An 18517-nucleotide genomic window follows, 5' to 3' on the forward strand; every position below is an offset into this window, starting at 1 on the left:
AGCACCTTTCTCTGGGAGGCATTTCGTTTTAGCCAACTATCGACACTTTCGTTATTGCGACCTTTCATTAATCGATTAGTTATTATCTGCTACTTCTATTTCTTCTTCCGGTAATTCTTGGCTGGCAGAATTATTATTGCCAAAAGCATAGCTTAGAGAAAACCTAAGCGTATTCTCTAATGGACTGGCTACTTCTGAAGTATTGAACAAATAAGAAAGGTCCAGTCTGGCACTTTTAAACGCAACACCACCACCTACGGTAGCATATTGCCTGTTCCCTGCAGATTCTGCTTCGTGAAAATACCCGGTACGTAAAGCGAAAACATTATTGTATTTATATTCAGCTCCTAAGGCATATACCAGGGAACCAAAATCACTGTCTTTTACTAAAAGGGAATTAATCTCTGCATTGGCCGCAATGGAATTCTTAGGATCCATTATAAGCTCATAGCCTGAGCCCAGTTTTAGATTGGTTGGCATCTGGGATTTTGGCGCTCCTTCTACAAGCTCAACATTGAAGCCGATATTGCTTAAGGAAAGCCCGGCACGCCAGATTCCCTGGTTCTTCCCTAATTTCATTAGATCTGACTGGTAGTATGCGCCAACATCGGCAACGAAAGTATTCATATCTGAACCTTCGTCGCCCAGGGCATAATCTGAACGGACATACCTTCCGGTAACCGCGGTAGAAAAGTTCTCGCTTAGTTTTAGCGAATAAGATCCGTCTATAGCAACTTCGTAGGGATTCTGATTTCCGGTAATATTTCCGGAAGCATCAGACAGCTCCATAGACCCATAGGAGAAATAACGCATTCCTACTCCCCAGGTACTTCTTTCATTGATCCTTCTGGCAAACGAAAAACTTCCCAGAAAAACATCGTTGGTTAGGTTCCTTAACCACGGGGTATAATTCAATCCCAGCAACATATCCCCTTCCATGAAGGTATATTTGGCCGGGTTAAAGAACTGGGAATAGGCATCGGTAGAAGTCGCAACTCCAATATCTGCCATCCCCCCACTTCGGGCATCGGGAACGATTAAAAGAAAGGGTGCAGCGGTAGGTTGCCCCCCTGGACTCTCCTGCGCAAACCCAAACTTCACAGAAAGGGGAATGAGCAAAAAGAAAAACAATATTTTTTTCATTTGAATTTAGTTTTTAGCGCTAAATGATTAGCACCGGTTATTGATTTCTCAAATGAAAAAATTATGTTAAGGCAAGTTTAAAAATCAGCGTGACAAAATCTATACAGGGCCTTTTTTTGAGGTTACAATACCTATACAAAAGACCTCAATATTTTGTTTTACAGTGTTTTAACTATAAACTATTCAGGAAGGTGGTAAGGTTGGTTTCTGAATTGGTAATCCCCAGTTTTTTACGTAAACGGTACCGACCAACATCGATGGTTCTTATACTCTGACCGGTTAGAGATGAGATCTCTTTAGAGGAAAGTTTGAGCTTTGTGAAAGCAGCAAGTTTCATTTCGTTTGGGGTAAGCTGGTAATTTGAAGACAGTTTTTCGTAGAATTCTGAATGCACTTCCTGGAAATAAAGATCGAATTCTTCCCAGAATTCGTTATTGTGGCTGTACTTTAACTGCCGTATCATTTCTGAAAGGGCTTTATCGCACTGCGCCTTGGTTAATTTTTTGGCTTCCCGCAGTTTTTCAATGAGACCGGAGATCAACTCGTTCTTTTGCAGCAGGAACATCAGGTTAGACATCAGCTTTTTATTCTTATAATCCAGTTCCTGGTGCAATAGATGCTTCTCCTTTTTGATATTCTCATTCTGCAACTCGGTTTGCCTGGTCTTGATCCTCTGAAGACGAAACAGGATAAAGGCTATAATTAGCAACAGCACTAATATCCCGAAAATGAACTTATAGACCGTTTCCCTGAATTCCCTTTTCTTTTCCTCGATCTGTTTTTGAAGTTCATATTCATATTTCGCCTTAAGCCGCTCCTGGTTCTTGATGCTCTCTTCATTGAAGACCTCTGCCCGCGAATCCATTTCGAGCTCCTGCATCTGGAAGGCCTTTTCAAAATCCCCCTTATCCTGATAGATCTTCTTTAACAGCCCGGCTGTTTCTATGATCTGCTTGGCATAGCCCATTTTTCCGGCCACCTCCAGCGATTCCGTAAGATATCTTTCGCTCTTATCCGCTTGTTCAAGCCTGGCATAGATGGAACCAATATGGTTAAGGGACTGGCAGATACCCAGGCTGTAATTGCTTTTTTTCCTAATTTCAAGAGCCTTTTCATGCCAGTTTAAGGCTTCCAGAAAATTCTCTTTTCTCATTTCAAGCGAGCCCATATTGCTATAGCCATTGGCCAGGTAGTAATCTTCATCTATCTCTTGAGAAAGCTTTATGGCCTTTTCATACAATTCTTCAGCCGAATCATAGAACCCAAGGTTCTCATTGGCGATACCCTCATTATTATAGATCACACAATAGGGAACCAGGTTGATCTGGGTAGAATCTTTCACCTCATACTTCTTCCGGATATGCTGAAATCTCTCCAGTGCCTTATCATATTCTTCTGAATCCAGGTAGATGTTAGCGATACTGATTTCGGCATATAACCTGAACTGGGCGTCCCGGTCCAGCTCTGAAGCCTCAGCGATCTGAAGGTAAGTTTCCAGGGCAAGGTCAGACTGTCCCTGGCTGAGATATACATTGCCGATATCCAGCATTACACGGAAACGTTTTTTGGAATAATCCTTATCTGCCAGGAAAGTATCTAATTGCTGGTAATAGAAAAGAGCTGAATCCAGGTTGGTTTCTCTCAGCTCCTGGGCTTTTTTATAGATCTCTGAAAAGAAAAGGCTGTCGGCAGGGGTCAGTTTTTCGTTTTGGGCAGTTCCCAAAAAACATATCAAAAAAAATAAGGATAAAAATCTCTTCATTATCTCTTATTGATCTGAGCGCTGTCTAAAGAATGATTCTGAATCTGATCAATTTTATTTTCGCGCCAAAAGTAGAAATTTCATCCTATTATCCTAGTTTTCAGAAGCTGTTTTTGCCGGAAGATCAGTTTTTAACCAATGTTCAACTTTCTCTCTTATCGGTAGATTATTATGATATCTGGCTTTGTTTAAGAACCGAGAAATATTGCCAGAAATTTAATGAAGTAAGAAAATTCTTTAATAAACAGACTATAAAATAAAGAAGCCCCCAAAAATGAGGGCTCAGAATAATTATAATTTCTGAAGATCTACATATCTCCTATTTTCACCCGGTGCTCCATATCTACATCCTCTACTACATCTCTCCACTCCTCCAGGAACAACCTCCATGAACCTTCTCCGTGGATCTCCTCATAAGTGTCCACAAGTTTACTATCGTTTTCCATGTCGGCAAATTTATCGTATCCCCAAACCAGGCCAACGTCGGGTCCACCCTTACGATTAACCTCTGACTCGAAGACCAGCATATTTCGATCACTCATTTTCGCAAAGGCTTTCTGAAGCTTTTTCATAGAATCATTGAATCTGTAACCTTCCCAGGGTTTCAAATAAACCGCCCAGGTCTCATATCTTTTCTTATTTCTGAATTGATCCATACCAGAAGACATTTCCTTATTGAGCGACCAGAGGTCTGTAGAACCATACTCTTCTACATACTGACCTACATTTTCTTCCCAGTCTTTGGAATGGGCATCATCTACCGGTCTGCTATCCAGTGAGGCATAGCTCCCATTCATGACCCATACGTACCATCCTGCCTTATTGCCGTATTCTACCCTTCTTAACATGGCCTGATTGTCTTTCCCTGAAGCATGAAACTTCTGGTTATGGGCGGCCACCCCATCTTCGAACTGTTTGTTCATACCCGGCTTGGGCATAAGATACAGGGTTTCGTAAAGGGATTTGGGCTCGTTGCTTTCCTGAGAATTAGCGGTAGTAAAACATAGAAACCCCGCTAGAACTAACATAAGGTAATTTTTCATAATTCTTAAGTGTTGATTGAATTGAACAAATTAACGATAATCCACAATACATCAGCCTATTAAATTGATTACTAGTTATTTATATCATTTTATTCGATAAAAACCACAAAAGCCGAAACAAAAAATTTAAAACGTAGGAAAACAGGGATTTATCCCCGAAAGAAGTAAGCTAATCCAATTAAAAAATTATAGAAATAAGTGTTTTTCAGAAAAAAATAATGATCAGGACGATAAGAATGGCTGAAAGAGCGAGCAAACAAAGGCCAATAAAAAGAATACTTTCCTTAGCGGCTAAATATTCCTTTTCGAAGTCCTTGTCTTTTTTCACCAGTTCTTTCAATGAGGTATCCATACTTACAAATATATTATCTGCTGCTATGGAATGAAATACCACTTTAAGGGTATTTTTGGAACTGTATCATTCAAATGAAAAATGATGCTCCTAAATAGAAGGACCTCTCTTAAATTTGAGATTCGAGTTTTTGCAAGTGAACGTGTATAAAACTAAGGTTCTCGAAATTCACTTTACAGGGAAAGGCCGCTGCTGAAAATACAGTACCGTCTTTTCTCTTGAAAAAACTTTTTACGGTCAGAGTATTCTCTTTCTTCATCTTTTCCAGTACTTCGAGAGAATGTTTCATTTCAGATTCTGCATGAAGATCCAGCACCTGCAGATCAAGGAACTCTTCTTTTGAATAACCAAATTCCGCAATGGCAGTATCATTAACATCAATGATATTTAGATACATATCATGGATTATGATAGGGAGTACAGAACAGTTAAAGATCTGCTTATAAAGTTCTCCCGATTTACGGAATTCCTGAAATTCCTTGTTTAGGTCTAATGAGCTCATGAAATGTTTAGAGATATTCATTGGTTACAGAAACTTTGTTTCTAAACCAATTAAATTCTTTTTAATGATAACTGGTTATAAGGTATGTGTTTCTGATTGAACCCGCAAAACAATAAAGCCTTCTTCCAATTAAATGGAAAATTGCTAATTCGCGAATAATTAGACTAAAGAAAAAGCGATCACTATAAGCTTTACAAATTGTTATAATCCTCTGTTGATTCTAAATTGAGACTAAACCCTCCTTTCACAAATATCATGTTTTCCAGATCAGGATTATATGCTTCAAATTCAAAAGTTCCTTCTACATATTCATCTGTTGCCTTAGTAACTTCTACTACTCCAGGTTCATTCCCGAAAGAATAATGGTTTTCCCACATATCAAAATTATCCCAATATATAGCCCAGCTTACGGTTTCACGAGTTCCAGTATAGTAAATGCCCTCACCATCAAAAAAACATACTTTAAAAAGTAAACCATTGTAGGTGGAGTCTTGTGCCTCTCCTATAATTTCACCGAAAAAATCAAAGTTAATTACACCTGTATCCTTACTCGAATATATTGTACCTGCAATATGTTTTCCTATAGTAGTCTCGAATTTTGTACTATCAATCTCCCACCAAAAAAATTCTGCTCTTTCTTCTTCTGAATCGGTGGTATCATCAGAATCTTGTTCGCCGGAATTTTCAGTTGGACCTCCATTAACTGTTTCGTTAGTAGTATTTTCGTTAACTAATTTTTCCTCTACGCCAGTATCTAATTCTCCTTCTTGACAGGAAAAAAGCATAAATAATCCTACAGAAAAAATCATTATATAATTTTTCATTTCTTATATTTTTTAAAAATTATTGAATTCTTTAGTAGGGTAAATGCATAAATTATTGATTATAAGAGTTTTATGTGTAAAAAGCAAATGAAATAAGGGCAGGAAATAAAAACAGAAAGCGATCACTATTAGCTTTAAAAATTGTTGGCATCCAACCTACACAAGTAAATAACTTTGAGTTTAGGCAAATAGAGAAGGGGTCCCTTAAAAGCCCCCTTTTTGATGTGAAAGCCCGTCAATATAACGAAAGGATAGAAAGTAACAGTAAGCCTATAAAAACAAAAAAGCCTTCTTCCATCAAATGGAAAAAAGCTTTTCATTGGTTAACCCAATCCTCACAACATAGGATATTAACAGGTTAACTACACATCCCAGTCTCCTGGGACAAACAACACAACTAATCTTTAGTGCCAAAAAAAGCCCCCCAATTTGAGGAGCTTTTTTGCAATTTTGCGGTCTGGACGAGACTCGAACTCGCGACCCCCTGCGTGACAGGCAGGTATTCTAACCAACTGAACTACCAGACCGTTGCGTTATTGCGAGGGCAAATATACGCCCCTTTTTAGATTCACCAAACCTTTTTTTAAAATTTTTCGAACTAATTTTTCGCCTCCTAGCCAAACTTTTGTTTTTCAAGTAAATATGCCGTCATTATTTTATCAAAATTTTTATTGATATCTGCCTCGACGTATTTAATGCGGTATTTCGCGCATTGCATTTTGAGATCGGCCAGGTATTCCTGCACGGCTTTTTTATAATTTATCCTGATATTATCTGAATATAGATCCACCTCAGCACCGGTTTCCACATCGGTGAACCGCCTTGGGGTATTCTCGAAATCGAATTCCAGCTCCCTTTTCTCATCGATCACATGAAAAAGGATTACCTCGTGCCTATTATATTTTAAATGTCTTAAAGCTTCGAACAGCCGTTCCTCATCTGCATCTGCCTGGAACATGTCGGTAAACAGGAAAATGAGTGATCTCCGCTTCAGTTTCTCGGCTATCTGGTGTAAATAGGTATAGGTATCGGTGTTCTTTTTCCTGGCCGGATGCTGCAGGATATCATTAAGCTTGTGCAGCAGCATATGATGATGCCGCTCACTGGACTTCTCAGGCGCATAGAACTCGAATTCGTCACTATAGATACTTACCCCTACCGCGTCCCTCTGTCGCTTCAGTATCTCCATTAAACAGGCCGAAGCCAGTACCGAAAACCCGATCTTGTTCAAAGAGCCGATATTTTGTTGCTTCTTCGCAGGGTAATGCATGGAAGCCGAATTGTCCAGGATTAAATGACACCTCAAATTCGTTTCTTCCTCATAGCGCCGGGTATACAATTTATCCGTTTTGGCGAAAAGTTTCCAGTCGATATGCCGGGTGCTCTCCCCGTTGTTATAGATCTTATGCTCGGCAAACTCGGCAGAGAAGCCGTGAAACGGACTCTTGTGCATTCCCGAGATATAGCCCTCCACCACCTGCCTGGCCAAAAGGTCCAGGTTTAAAAATCCGCCGGTTTCGTGAAGTTCTTTCTCTATGTTCATAAGATGCTATCTGCAAGCCCGGGCAGTACCCTCTGGCTGGGATTAAAGTATTTTTGATTAATGCGGAAACCAGAAAAGGTCACCTTGCTTTCCAAAGCATTAAAATACCTTAAGTTTCTGAATAAAAAAAGCCCCGCGAATTGCGAGGCTTGATTTTATCTTTAATTCAGTTATTACAATAACTGGTCGATAGCGTCAGCATAAGTTTGTTTTGGAGCAACTCCAACCTGACGTCCTACAACTTCTCCGTTTTGAAATACCAGCACTGTAGGAATGTTTCTTACACCGTACTTAGCAGCGAATTCCTGGTTAGCGTCAACATCAAGTTTTCCAACCACGGCTTTCCCGTCATATTCAGAACTAAGTTCGTCGATGATCGGTCCTACCATTCTACATGGTCCACACCATGCAGCCCAGAAATCTACCATTACAGGCTTATCGCTTTTAAGCACCTGTTCTTCAAAATTTGCGTCAGTTATTTCAACAGCCATAATATGTTATTTTTTCTATGTTTTTAATTTGATTCGTAAAAGTAGTCAATAAAATAATTATTCCTTACACCACCAATATTTTATTTGACTATAAGCATATTGGTATGCTTTATCTGGGGTCCCCACGCCTTTGGCGTGGCCGGGCTTTCGGCGCTGCGCGGTAGCTTGCCTCAATCCCTGGCCCAGGTTCTCTACTTCCCATCATCCTGTCTCGATGCTTCGGGAGTATCTGGATTTCACAAAAGAGAAGCTGAAACAAGTTCAGCTTGACGATTTACTTAATGTTCTAATTCAACTTATACATAAACTGTTCTGCTTCCAAAGCTTCTATAAGCTCCTGCGAGATCCTTATCTTATGCTTTCTACTTGGTAACCGAAGCTTCACCTGCTCCTTCATTTCATAAACAACAAAATTTAAATGGCAGTCTCCTTTGTGTGCCATAAAAGTATCCTTCAGCCATTCTATCTTTTCTTCCCTCAGGTCGTCTATGTTCATCTGTATGGTAAGCTTGCGTGCATTCTTATCCATCACATCATGTAAAAGGGTAATATCCCTGAACTGTATCCTTGGTTCTCCCTTCTTCCCGGTATCCTTATTCGTCCATCCTTCCTTTACGAAGATCTTCATATGTATGAAGTTGTTCGGCACGAAGAAATGCTTCAGCTTAAGATATTCTTCCCCGAAGATCTTGAACTCATAAGATTCATCATAATCTTCAACAGTGAAGATGGCCCAGCCTTTTCCGTTCTTGGAGGTCCTGTGCTGCACATCTACCACCACGCATCCAAGGGTAAGCTCCCTGTTCACGATGGTTTCCAGGTTCCTGCAATCTGATAATTTACCGTTACAGAAGTAGTTCATTTCTATCTTGAAATCATCCAGGGGATGTCCCGAAATATAGATTCCAACAACCTCTTTTTCACGACGTAGTTTTTCCATGGTACCCCATTCCTCGCATCCGGGAACCTCTGGCTCCGGGATCTGCACGTCACTGGCCTCACCAAAAAGGCTTACCTGCGATGAATTCTCATTTTCCTGGTACTTCTGGGCATACTTGACCACCTTTTCCAGAAAGCTCATTCCACTGCCATCATCATGGAAATATTGTGCCCTGTGGGTATTACCAAAGCCATCGAAACCACCGGCCAGGGCCAGGTTCTCAAAAGCCTTTTTATTGGCTGCTCTCAGGTCTATTCTTTTGGCCATATCGAATATGGATCGATAAGGTCCTTCTTTTCCTTTCCTGTTTTCTACGATGGTTGCTACTGCTCCTGCTCCAACACCCTTGATCGCTCCCATTCCGAAGCGTACCGCGTTGTCCTTATTTACAGAGAACTTATAATAAGATTCATTCACATCTGGCCCAAGCACGTTCAGCTTCATACGCTTACATTCCTCCATAAAGAAGGTCACTTGTTTGATGTCGTTCATATTGTTAGAAAGCACCGCCGCCATATATTCCGCGGGATAATGCGCTTTCAAATAAGCGGTTTGGTAGGCGATCCAGGCATAACAGGTAGAGTGAGATTTGTTAAAGGCGTAGGACGCAAAGGCCTCCCAGTCTTTCCATATCTTTTCCAGCACCTCTTCGGGATGTCCTTTTTCCTTACCACCGCCAATGAATTTAGGCTTCAACTGTGCCAGCAGGGCTGCGATCTTTTTACCCATCGCCTTACGAAGCATGTCGGCTTCACCCTTGGAGAAACCAGCCAGTTTTTGCGACAGCAGCATCACCTGCTCCTGGTACACTGTAATTCCGTAGGTCTCTTCCAGGTACTCCTCCATTTCCGGAAGGTCGTAAGAGATCTCCTCATCCCCGTGCTTCCTGGCAATGAAACTTGGAATATACTCCATCGGCCCCGGACGGTACAATGCGTTCATGGCAATAAGATCATCAAAGACCGTAGGCTTTAACGATTGCATGTGTTTCTGCATCCCGGGAGATTCGTACTGAAAGATCCCGACGGTTTCTCCTCGCTGGAAGAGTTTATAGGTTTCCTCATCATCAAGCGGGAAACTATCCGGATCTAGTTCAATCCCGTGTCTGCCCTTTACAATTTTCACCGTATCCTTAATTAAGGTCAGCGTCTTAAGACCCAGGAAATCCATTTTTAGCAGTCCGGCGCTTTCCACCACCGAGTTATCGAACTGAGTCACATAAAGATCGGAGTCTTTAGCCACAGATACCGGCACATAGTTGGTAATGTCCCCGGGGGTAATGATCACCCCACAGGCATGGATCCCAGTATTTCGTACCGATCCTTCCAGTACTCGAGCCTGGTTGATCGTTTCTGCCTCCAGGTCGTCCCCTTCAGCTATATTGAATAATTCGTTTATTTTCTCTACCTCATCTCCACGGAATTTGGACTTGATCGCCTTATCGTCCATAGCGAATAGCTTTCCTAGCTTGGTATTTGGGATAAGTTTGGCGATCCTATCAGCTTCCATTAGTGGAAGGTCCAGTACCCTGGCCGTATCCCTGATAGAGGATTTCGCCGCCATGGTCCCGTAGGTGATGATCTGCGCCACCTGATTAGCCCCGTATTTCTTGATCACGTAATCCATTACCCTGCTTCGGCCTTCATCATCGAAGTCGATATCAATATCGGGCATACTCACACGATCCGGATTCAGGAACCTCTCAAAAAGCAGGTCATACTTAATGGGGTCTATATTGGTAATTCCAAGACAATAAGCTACCGCAGATCCCGCTGCCGATCCACGTCCCGGCCCCACCGAAACACCCATCTCTCGGGCGGCACGTATAAAGTCTTCCACGATAAGGAAATACCCTGGATATCCTGTATTTTCAATTACCGAAAGTTCAAAGTTCAGTCTTTCGGCAATATCATCAGTGATCTCACCGTATCTTTCTTTAGCTCCTTCAAAGGTGATATGCTTTAAATAGGCATTTTCACCTCTTTTACCACCGTCTAGCTTATCTTCTTCACTCAGGAATTTTTCAGGGATCTCGAAAGCCGGAAGCAGTACATCACGTGCCAGTTCAAATGGCTCGATCTTATCTACAACCTCCTGGATATTGCTAATGGCCTCGGGCAGATCCTTGAAGAGTTTCTTCATTTCGTTACCGCTCTTGAAGTAATATTCTTCATTCGGTAAACCATATCTGTATCCACGGCCACGGCCTATTGGAGTCGCCTGCTTTTCCCCATCCTTTACACAAAGTAAAATATCATGGGCATTGGCATCTTCCTGTTTCCAGTAATAGGTATTATTGGTCGCGACCAGTTTTATATCATGTTTTTTGGAAAATTCAACCAGAACAGGATTCACCCTGTTCTCATCTTCCTGGTCGTGGCGCATGATCTCGATATAAAGATCTTCGCCAAATTCCTCTTTCCACCACAGCAAAGCTTCTTCTGCCTGCTTTTCTCCAACATTCAGGATCTTGCTGGGAACCTCACCATAAAGGTTTCCCGTTAGCACGATCACATCTTCTTTATATTTTTTAATCACCTCCCTGTCTATACGCGGTACATAATAGAATCCATCTGTATAGGCCATGGAAGACATTTTCGCCAGGTTGTGATATCCGTTCTTGTTCTTGGCCAGCATCACTATCTGGTAACCATTATCTTTCCGGCTCTTGTCGGTATGGTTCTCACAAACGAAAAACTCGCAACCCATGATCGCTTTGAGCGGCTTTTTCAGATCTTCGCCGTTTTCTTCAGCAGTTGCATTATGATCGGCAATACTTTTATTATAGGCACCAACTTCTTTCACAAAGTGGAAAGCGCCCATCATATTGGCATGATCGGTAAGGGCCACGGCATTCATATTTTCTTCGGCAGCTGCCGCCACAAGATCCGGAATACTAATAGTAGATTGAAGAACCGAGAACTGGGAGTGATTGTGCAGATGAGCAAAAGGTACTTCATCCAGTTTTTCAAGGTTTTCCTGTATCTCTTCTTTGGAAATGTCATCTGAAGGCTGCTGTTTTTCCAGCCTTTTCCTGATCTTATCCGAAGCCTTTTTTAAATTGATATGCTTCAGCCCGATAAGCTCGATCCTCTGCGGATTGGCCTCTGAGAAATTCTCAAAATAGTCTGAAGGCACATCCAGCTCTTCCACGGTGTATATTCTCTGACGGATAAGCTCCAGGAAACAGCGGGTGGTCGCCTCCACATCGGCGGTCGCGTTGTGAGCTTCAGCAAAAGCCTCGTCGAAAAGGAATTCATGCAACTCGGTAAGCGTAGGTAGCTTGAACTTTCCTCCCCTACCTCCGGGGATCTTGCAAAGTTCGGCGGTCTTTTCGGTACAGGTATCCAAAACAGGCATTTCCTGAAGGCTATTTTCAAAATTCCTGCGAAGGAATTCTGCCCCCATAATATTCAGGTCGAAACCTACATTTTGTCCCACCACGAATTTGGATTTTTTCAGGGCGGCATTGAACTTTTCCAGTACCTCGTCCAGTGGAATTCCCTGCTCCTTGGCAAGGTCTGTCGAGATGCCATGAATACGTTCAGAATCATAAGGAATATCGAAACCTTCAGGCTGCACCAGGTAATCCTGGTTTTCGACAAGATTTCCCATCTCATCGTGCACCTGCCAGGCGATCTGTATACATCGCGGCCAGTTGTCAGCATCGGTTAGAGGTGCGTCCCAGCGCTTGGGAAGTCCGGTGGTTTCGGTATCAAAAATGAGGTACATTCCTTAGTATTTTAAGCCTTTTCAGAAGATGATTTTGGAATCCAGCAGGCTGAATTATCCGGGCTAAAATAAGGAACTTTAGCGCCGAAATAAAACTTAGTTTTAAGGAATTATCAACGATAAAAAAAGCCTCACAAAATTCTGAAAATTCAGAATATTTGTGAGGCCTGATACGAACACTAAAAACTACTACTACTTCAATCAAACATTGCTCGCATCTTAGGGTTTACAATCCTTCAGTATCGTGTCATTGGGGTGATTTTCCCGAAAGACTTTTATAGTAGTAAATTATGCTTGCTTTTCCAGCGTCTTCACTTCATTTAAGGAAGCGACAATTCCGTTTTTTTGTTTCATTAGGATGTTAGCCGTAGAAGCAGGGATCTCAGATTCCTTCAATACATTTTCATATTCTTCTACCGCAGCTTTTTCACCACGAATAGCTTCTTCCAGCACTGCTTCATCCTTGTCTCCAGAAAGGCTGGTTTTAAGGTTCATCCAGGAACGGTGAGCGTCTGCAGCTAGGCTGGAACCTTTTTCAGGATTCTCGCCAAAATTGCGGATCTCAGACTTCAGCTCATGGCCAAAATCATACCTTTCCTGAGCTCTTTCTGCAAAGAAAACTTTAAGATCTTCCCTTTTTACTTTTTCTGCGGCCAGTTTATACCCTTTTTCCGCATCATAATTTTTCTCTAGTAATTCATTCAGTTTTTTAGATATCTCTTTAGAATAACTCATAGCGTATTTTTAATTTTTCTTTCGAGTAAAGATAAGGTCACAAGCCTAGGTCAACAACCTCTTTAACAGGGTTTAGCACTAATTAACCTCTTTTAACAACAGGCGAAAGTTTTAACTAAAATTCTTCACAAAGAACAGTTTAAAACACCCTGATCTTCACCTCGATACACTCCCTGAAATTAATCACAGAAAGCCTTGGAAATTAGAAAAATGTAGTATCTTTGCACACTTATTAATAACCGGGGTCGAGAACCCCAAAATTTAATTTTTATGCCAGTAAAAATAAGATTACAGAGACACGGTAAAAAAGGAAAACCTTTTTTCTGGATCGTAGCTGCGGATACCCGCGCTAAAAGAGACGGTAAATTTTTGGAGAAATTGGGAATCTACAACCCTAACACAAATCCAGCTACTATCGAATTAGATGTAGACGGAGCTGTACAGTGGTTGCAAAATGGTGCTCAACCAACCGATACCGCTCGTGCTATCCTTTCTTACAAAGGAGCCCTTCTTAAGAAACACCTTGCAGTAGGTGTAAGAAAAGGAGCTTTGACTGAAGAGCAGGCTGAGGAGAAATTCAAAGCATGGTTAGAAGAAAAAGAAGGACAGGTAGATGCTAAGAAAGATTCTTTAGCAAAAGAAAAAGAAGCTGAAAAAGCAAAAGCTTTAGAAGCTGAAAAAGAAGTTAACGCTAAGCGTGAAGCTGAAGCAAAAGAAGCTGCTGCCGCTGCAGCTGCTGAAGCTGAAAGAACTGCTGAAGCCACAGATGAGGCTACTGTAGAGAATGCTGAAGAAGAAGTGGGCGCTGCAACTGCAGAAGAAGCTAAAACTGAAGAGAAAAAAGACGCTTAAAAAAGCAACCTGCGATGACTAAGGAAGAATGCTTCTATCTTGGAAGAATCGTTGGGAAATTTAGCTTTAAGGGAGAGGTGCTCATAAAACTGGACACCGATGAACCCGAAACTTACACTGAAATGGAATCGGTTTTCGTTGAATACAACGAAAACCTGGTTCCATTTTTTATTGAAAGGTCTTACCTGCATAAAAGCACCCTGCTTCGTGCGAAGTTCGAAGACATAGACACTGAAGAGGATGCCGAAGACATGGTGGGAGCCGATCTTTACCTTCCTCTGAACCTTTTACCAGAGCTGCCGGAAGACAAATTCTATTTCCACGAGATCATTGGCTTTGATGTGCTTGATGAGGATCATGGAAATATTGGCAAGATCGTATCCATTAACGATTCTACCGCCCAGGCTCTTTTTGAAATAAACAAGGACGGCAAACAGGTTCTTATCCCAATGAACGATGAGTTCATCCAAAAAGTAGACAAGAAGAACAGGCAAATTCGTGTGGTTACCCCAGAAGGCCTTATAGACCTTTACCTGGGTTAAACTCTAAGCGAAAGCCTCTTTCCAGTCAAAAGCTTCCAGGATCGGGTCATAGACGATCTTTCCGGAAATTATATTCAATCCCTTCTCGAGACTTTTATCCTCATCACAAGCCTTTTTCCAGCCATTTTCAGCCAGTTTTAATACATAGGGCAAGGTTACATTGGTTAGCGCTATGGTAGAAGTATGCGGTACCGCACCCGGCATATTGGCCACACAGTAATGCACGATCTCATCGATGATATAGGCAGGCTCCTCGTGGGTAGTTGGCCTGGTAGTTTCTATACATCCTCCCTGGTCTACCGCGACATCTACGATCACCGTTCCCGACTGCATTTCCTTAAGCATGGCACGGGTGATCAATTTAGGCGCTTTGGCACCGGTAATGAGCACCCCGCCAATGATAAGGTCACTAGTCTTTATATGTTTCCTGATGTTGTATTCATTGGAGAACTCTGTCACCACATGACTGGGCATGATATCGTTCACATAGCGCAACCTGTCCATATTCACGTCCAGCACGGTCACCTGTGCACCAAGTCCCGCAGCCATTTTCGCCGCCTGAATCCCTACGGTACCCGCTCCCAAAACAAGAACCTTTCCCGGTGGAACTCCTGGCACCCCTCCCAATAATAAGCCTTTGCCCTTAACAGGTTTTTCAAGATATTTAGCTCCCTGCTGAATGGCCATTCTTCCTGCCACCTCGCTCATAGGCGTAAGCAGTGGGAGCGCACCAGATTCGTTTTCCACGGTTTCATAAGCAATGCAAATGGATTTTGACCTCAGCATAGCCTCGGTAAGCCTTTGGTTTGAGGCGAAATGGAAATAAGTAAAAATGATCTGGTCTTCCCTGATGAGATCATATTCCTGCTCGATAGGCTCTTTTACCTTTACGATCATATCTGCAATCTCGTAGACACGGTCTATAGTTGGTAGAACTTTTGCCCCGGCAACATGATAATCTTCATCATCAAAACCGCTGCTATCACCGGCAATTGACTGTATATAGACATCGTGGCCAAGCTTGGTAAGTTCCAGCACACCGGCAGGAGTCATACCTACCCTGCTTTCATTGTTTTTGATCTCTTTTGGGATCCCGATTTTCATAATAGAAGTTTTAGTTTCGGGAAAATTAAAAAAGAAAAATAAAAAAGGGGCGTCAAAAGTATTTTTTCACATTTGACACCCCTAAATGATATTTTACAGGGGGTTAAATTACGATATTTATAATTTTACCAGGAACCACTATCACTTTTTTAGGGGTTGAACCGTCTAATTGATTTTTTGTTCTTTCATCTTCCAGCACATTTTTCTCAATTTCATCCTTGCTCATATCCAATGGAAGCTCCATGGTGAATCTCATCTTTCCGTTAAAGGAAACCGGATAGTTCTTTGTGCTTTCCACCAGGAATTTCTCTTCGAATTCAGGATATTTTACAGTAGTAACAGATTCTGAATTACCTAGTTTCTCCCACAATTCCTCAGCAATATGCGGAGCATAAGGAGCAATTAGCACTGCCAAAGGCTCAAGTACTTCGCGGCTATTGCACTTTTGCGCAGTTAGCTCGTTCACACAGATCATAAAGGTAGACACTGAAGTATTAAAACTAAAATCTTCAATATCCTCGGTCACCTTTTTAATGGTTTTGTGTAAAGTTTTTAGGGAATCAGCCGAAGCTTTATCATCAGAAACTGAAAATTCCTCGCCATTATGGTATAATTTCCAAAGCTTCTTCAGGAAGTTATGCACTCCCGTGATCCCGGCGGTATTCCATGGTTTCGCTTGGTCCAGCGGACCTAGGAACATTTCATACATCCTTAAAGTATCGGCACCATAATCCTTACAGATCTCATCAGGATTCACGACATTGTACTTGGACTTAGACATTTTCTCCACTTCCCTTCCTACGATATATTTTCCGTCTTCGGTAAGGAATTTAGCATCTGCAAATTCAGGACGCCACTTTTTAAAACCTTCCACATCCAGCTCATCTGAAGCGTTCACTAGGGAAACATCAGCATGGATTGGCTGAACATTATTGCCCTTGATCTGGTTCTTAGAAACAAATACATTCTCACCTTCAAGTCTATATACAAAAGCACTGGTCCCAAGGATCATTCCCTGGTTGATCAGCTTTTTGAACGGCTCTTCAACGGTCAACCAACCGCGATCATGTAAGAATTTGGTCCAGAATCTGGAATATAATAAGTGACCGGTAGCATGCTCACTACCACCGATATACAGATCTACGTTTTCCCAGTATTTCTGAGCTTCTTCTGAAACAAAACGATCTGGATTCCCGGCATCCATATACCTGAAAAGGTACCAGCTGCTTCCCGCCCATCCAGGCATGGTGTTCAGCTCTAAAGGAAATACGGTCTCATCATCTATTTCAGAATTCGAAACCACCTTGTTATTCTTTGTATCCCAGGCCCAATCAGTAGCATTTCCTAATGGAGGCTCACCGGTTTCGGTTGGGAGGTATTTTTCAACTTCAGGCAATCTTAAAGGAAGATGCTCAAGGTCGATCATTTTCGGCAGGCCATTCACATAATAAACCGGGAATGGTTCTCCCCAGTATCTTTGACGGCTGAAAACTGCGTCTCTCAACCTGTAATTTGTCTTCCCGTAACCCTGACCGGTTTTCTCCAATTCAAGAATTACTTTATTCAACGCCTCTTTATATTCAAGTCCGCTTAGAAAATCTGAATTAGCGATCACCGTGCCTTCCTTACCCGCGTGGGCTTCTTCGGAGACATCTACGTTTTCGAAAATATTCGGAATTGGAAGATCAAAATGTCTCGCGAAATCGTGATCTCGCTGGTCACCACATGGTACGGCCATCACGGCGCCGGTTCCATAACCCGCAAGTACATAATCTCCAATCCAGATAGGCACAGGTTCTTTAGTGAATGGATGCTCGGCATATGCTCCTGTGAAAACGCCACTTATGGTCTTCACATCGGCCATACGCTCGCGTTCACTTCTTTTCGCCGTTGCCTCGATATATGCCTGAACTTCTTCTTTGCGGTCTTCGGGTGTGATCTTGTCAACCAGTTCATGTTCGGGAGCCAGGGTCATAAAACTAACGCCAAAGATGGTATCAGGTCGGGTGGTAAAGACCTCAAATTGATGATCTGAATTCATCACCTGGAACTTAACTTGCGCTCCAACCGATTTCCCGATCCAGTTACGCTGACTCTCCTTCAAACTTTCGGTCCAGTCTATCTTATTAAGATCCTGAAGCAGCCTTTCAGCAAAAGCCGAAATACGCATGCTCCACTGGGTCATTTTCTTTCTTACTACCGGATAACCACCTCTTTCGGAAACCCCGTTCACGATCTCGTCATTCGCCAGTACCGTTCCAAGTTGTGGACACCAGTTCACTTCGGCCTCGGCCAGATATGTGAGCCTATATTTCAGTAAAATGCGCTCTTTCTCATCCTGGGAATAAGCCTTCCAATTATCTGCTGAAAATTCTTCCGTATCATCATCGCAGGCCGCATTCACTCGAGAATTACCTTCTGAAGTAAAGATCTCTTCCAGTTCAGAAATTGGTCGGGACTTTTCAGCTTCCTGGTCATACCAGCTTTCGAAAAGCTGGATAAAGATCCATTGCGTCCACTTATAATAATCTGGCTCGCTGGTTCTCACCTCACGACTCCAGTCGAAAGAAAACCCGATCTTATCCAGTTGCTCTCGATATCGAGCGATATTGTTTTCTGTAGTTACCGCCGGGTGCTGCCCGGTTTGTATGGCATACTGCTCTGCAGGAAGTCCGAAACTATCATATCCCTGTGGATGCAACACATTAAATCCTTTATGCCTCTTGAAACGGGCATAGATATCACTGGCTATATAGCCCAGTGGGTGACCAACATGCAGTCCCGCTCCAGATGGGTAAGGAAACATGTCCAGCACATAATATTTTGGTTTATCAGAATTATTCTTGGCCTGGAAAGTCTGGTTTTCGGCCCAGTATTTCTGCCATTTCTCTTCGATCGTATTAAAGTGGTAACTCATCTTCTGCTTTTCTTTAGTCTCTCGTCATGCTGTCC

The 18517-nt window shown here is 42.2% G+C and carries 15 protein-coding genes and 1 tRNA gene; 3 read left to right on the forward strand and 13 right to left on the reverse strand.

Going from position 1 to position 18517, the window contains the following annotated elements:
• Positions 1–75 precede the first annotated feature (75 nt).
• The 9 genes from porV to trxA form a co-directional block, all read right to left on the reverse strand.
• Positions 76–1143, reverse strand: a complete 1068-nt coding sequence (gene porV, locus FLP08_RS11110; protein ID WP_156276816.1) for a type IX secretion system outer membrane channel protein PorV — start codon at positions 1141–1143, stop codon at positions 76–78.
• 172 nt (positions 1144–1315) lie between these two features.
• Positions 1316–2905 carry a tetratricopeptide repeat protein gene (locus FLP08_RS11115; protein WP_156276817.1) on the reverse strand — a complete coding sequence of 530 codons (1590 nt, stop codon included), beginning with the start codon at positions 2903–2905 and terminating at the stop codon, positions 1316–1318.
• A 308-nt stretch (positions 2906–3213) separates the two neighbouring features.
• The gene (locus FLP08_RS11120; protein ID WP_156276818.1) at positions 3214–3933 is read right to left on the reverse strand and encodes a hypothetical protein; all 720 of its coding nucleotides are present in this window, start codon (positions 3931–3933) and stop codon (positions 3214–3216) included.
• A gap of 220 nt (positions 3934–4153) precedes the next feature.
• The gene (locus FLP08_RS11125; RefSeq protein ID WP_156276819.1) at positions 4154–4300 is read right to left on the reverse strand and encodes a hypothetical protein; all 147 of its coding nucleotides are present in this window, start codon (positions 4298–4300) and stop codon (positions 4154–4156) included.
• Positions 4301–4409: 109 nt separating this feature from the next.
• Complete coding sequence (locus FLP08_RS11130) at positions 4410–4802, reverse strand: PAS domain S-box protein (protein ID WP_162431040.1); 393 nt, start codon at positions 4800–4802, stop codon at positions 4410–4412.
• 191 nt (positions 4803–4993) lie between these two features.
• Positions 4994–5626, reverse strand: coding sequence for a hypothetical protein (locus FLP08_RS11135; RefSeq protein WP_156276821.1), 633 nt, complete (start codon positions 5624–5626; stop codon positions 4994–4996).
• A gap of 453 nt (positions 5627–6079) precedes the next feature.
• Positions 6080–6153, reverse strand: a tRNA-Asp gene (locus FLP08_RS11140).
• 86 nt (positions 6154–6239) lie between these two features.
• Positions 6240–7169 (reverse strand): DUF58 domain-containing protein, encoded by a 930-nt coding sequence (locus tag FLP08_RS11145; RefSeq protein ID WP_156276822.1) that lies wholly within the window; start codon positions 7167–7169, stop codon positions 6240–6242.
• A gap of 173 nt (positions 7170–7342) precedes the next feature.
• Positions 7343–7660: a thioredoxin gene (gene trxA, locus FLP08_RS11150; RefSeq protein ID WP_156276823.1), complete on the reverse strand. Its 318-nt coding sequence runs from the start codon at positions 7658–7660 to the stop codon at positions 7343–7345.
• Between the two features lie 84 nt (positions 7661–7744).
• Between trxA and FLP08_RS11155 the strand changes: the two genes are divergently transcribed.
• The gene (locus tag FLP08_RS11155) at positions 7745–7930 is read left to right on the forward strand and encodes a hypothetical protein (RefSeq protein WP_156276824.1); all 186 of its coding nucleotides are present in this window, start codon (positions 7745–7747) and stop codon (positions 7928–7930) included.
• Between the two features lie 16 nt (positions 7931–7946).
• On the opposite strand, the gene dnaE is transcribed toward FLP08_RS11155, so the two are convergent.
• Both dnaE and FLP08_RS11165 read right to left on the reverse strand, forming a co-directional pair.
• Entirely contained in the window at positions 7947–12332 is a 4386-nt protein-coding gene (gene dnaE / locus FLP08_RS11160) for a DNA polymerase III subunit alpha (protein WP_156276825.1), read from the reverse strand.
• Positions 12333–12620: 288 nt separating this feature from the next.
• Positions 12621–13067: a ferritin-like domain-containing protein gene (locus tag FLP08_RS11165; RefSeq protein WP_156276826.1), complete on the reverse strand. Its 447-nt coding sequence runs from the start codon at positions 13065–13067 to the stop codon at positions 12621–12623.
• A 270-nt stretch (positions 13068–13337) separates the two neighbouring features.
• Here FLP08_RS11165 and FLP08_RS11170 point away from each other — a divergent pair, with 270 nt between their 5' ends.
• Both FLP08_RS11170 and rimM read left to right on the forward strand, forming a co-directional pair.
• Positions 13338–13919, forward strand: a complete 582-nt coding sequence (locus tag FLP08_RS11170) for a 30S ribosomal protein S16 (protein ID WP_156276827.1) — start codon at positions 13338–13340, stop codon at positions 13917–13919.
• A 14-nt stretch (positions 13920–13933) separates the two neighbouring features.
• On the forward strand, positions 13934–14461 hold the full coding sequence (gene rimM / locus FLP08_RS11175; protein WP_156276828.1) for a ribosome maturation factor RimM: 528 nt from the start codon (positions 13934–13936) through the stop codon (positions 14459–14461).
• Positions 14462–14464: 3 nt separating this feature from the next.
• Here the strand turns inward: rimM and ald are convergent, their stop codons facing one another.
• Entirely contained in the window at positions 14465–15565 is a 1101-nt protein-coding gene (gene ald, locus FLP08_RS11180; RefSeq protein WP_156276829.1) for an alanine dehydrogenase, read from the reverse strand.
• A 103-nt stretch (positions 15566–15668) separates the two neighbouring features.
• Positions 15669–18482 carry a leucine--tRNA ligase gene (gene leuS / locus FLP08_RS11185; RefSeq protein ID WP_156276830.1) on the reverse strand — a complete coding sequence of 938 codons (2814 nt, stop codon included), beginning with the start codon at positions 18480–18482 and terminating at the stop codon, positions 15669–15671.
• Positions 18483–18517: the final 35 nt, after the last annotated feature.

The sequence above is a fragment of the Christiangramia aestuarii genome, from assembly GCF_009735585.1.
GTDB lineage: Bacteria > Bacteroidota > Bacteroidia > Flavobacteriales > Flavobacteriaceae > Christiangramia > Christiangramia aestuarii.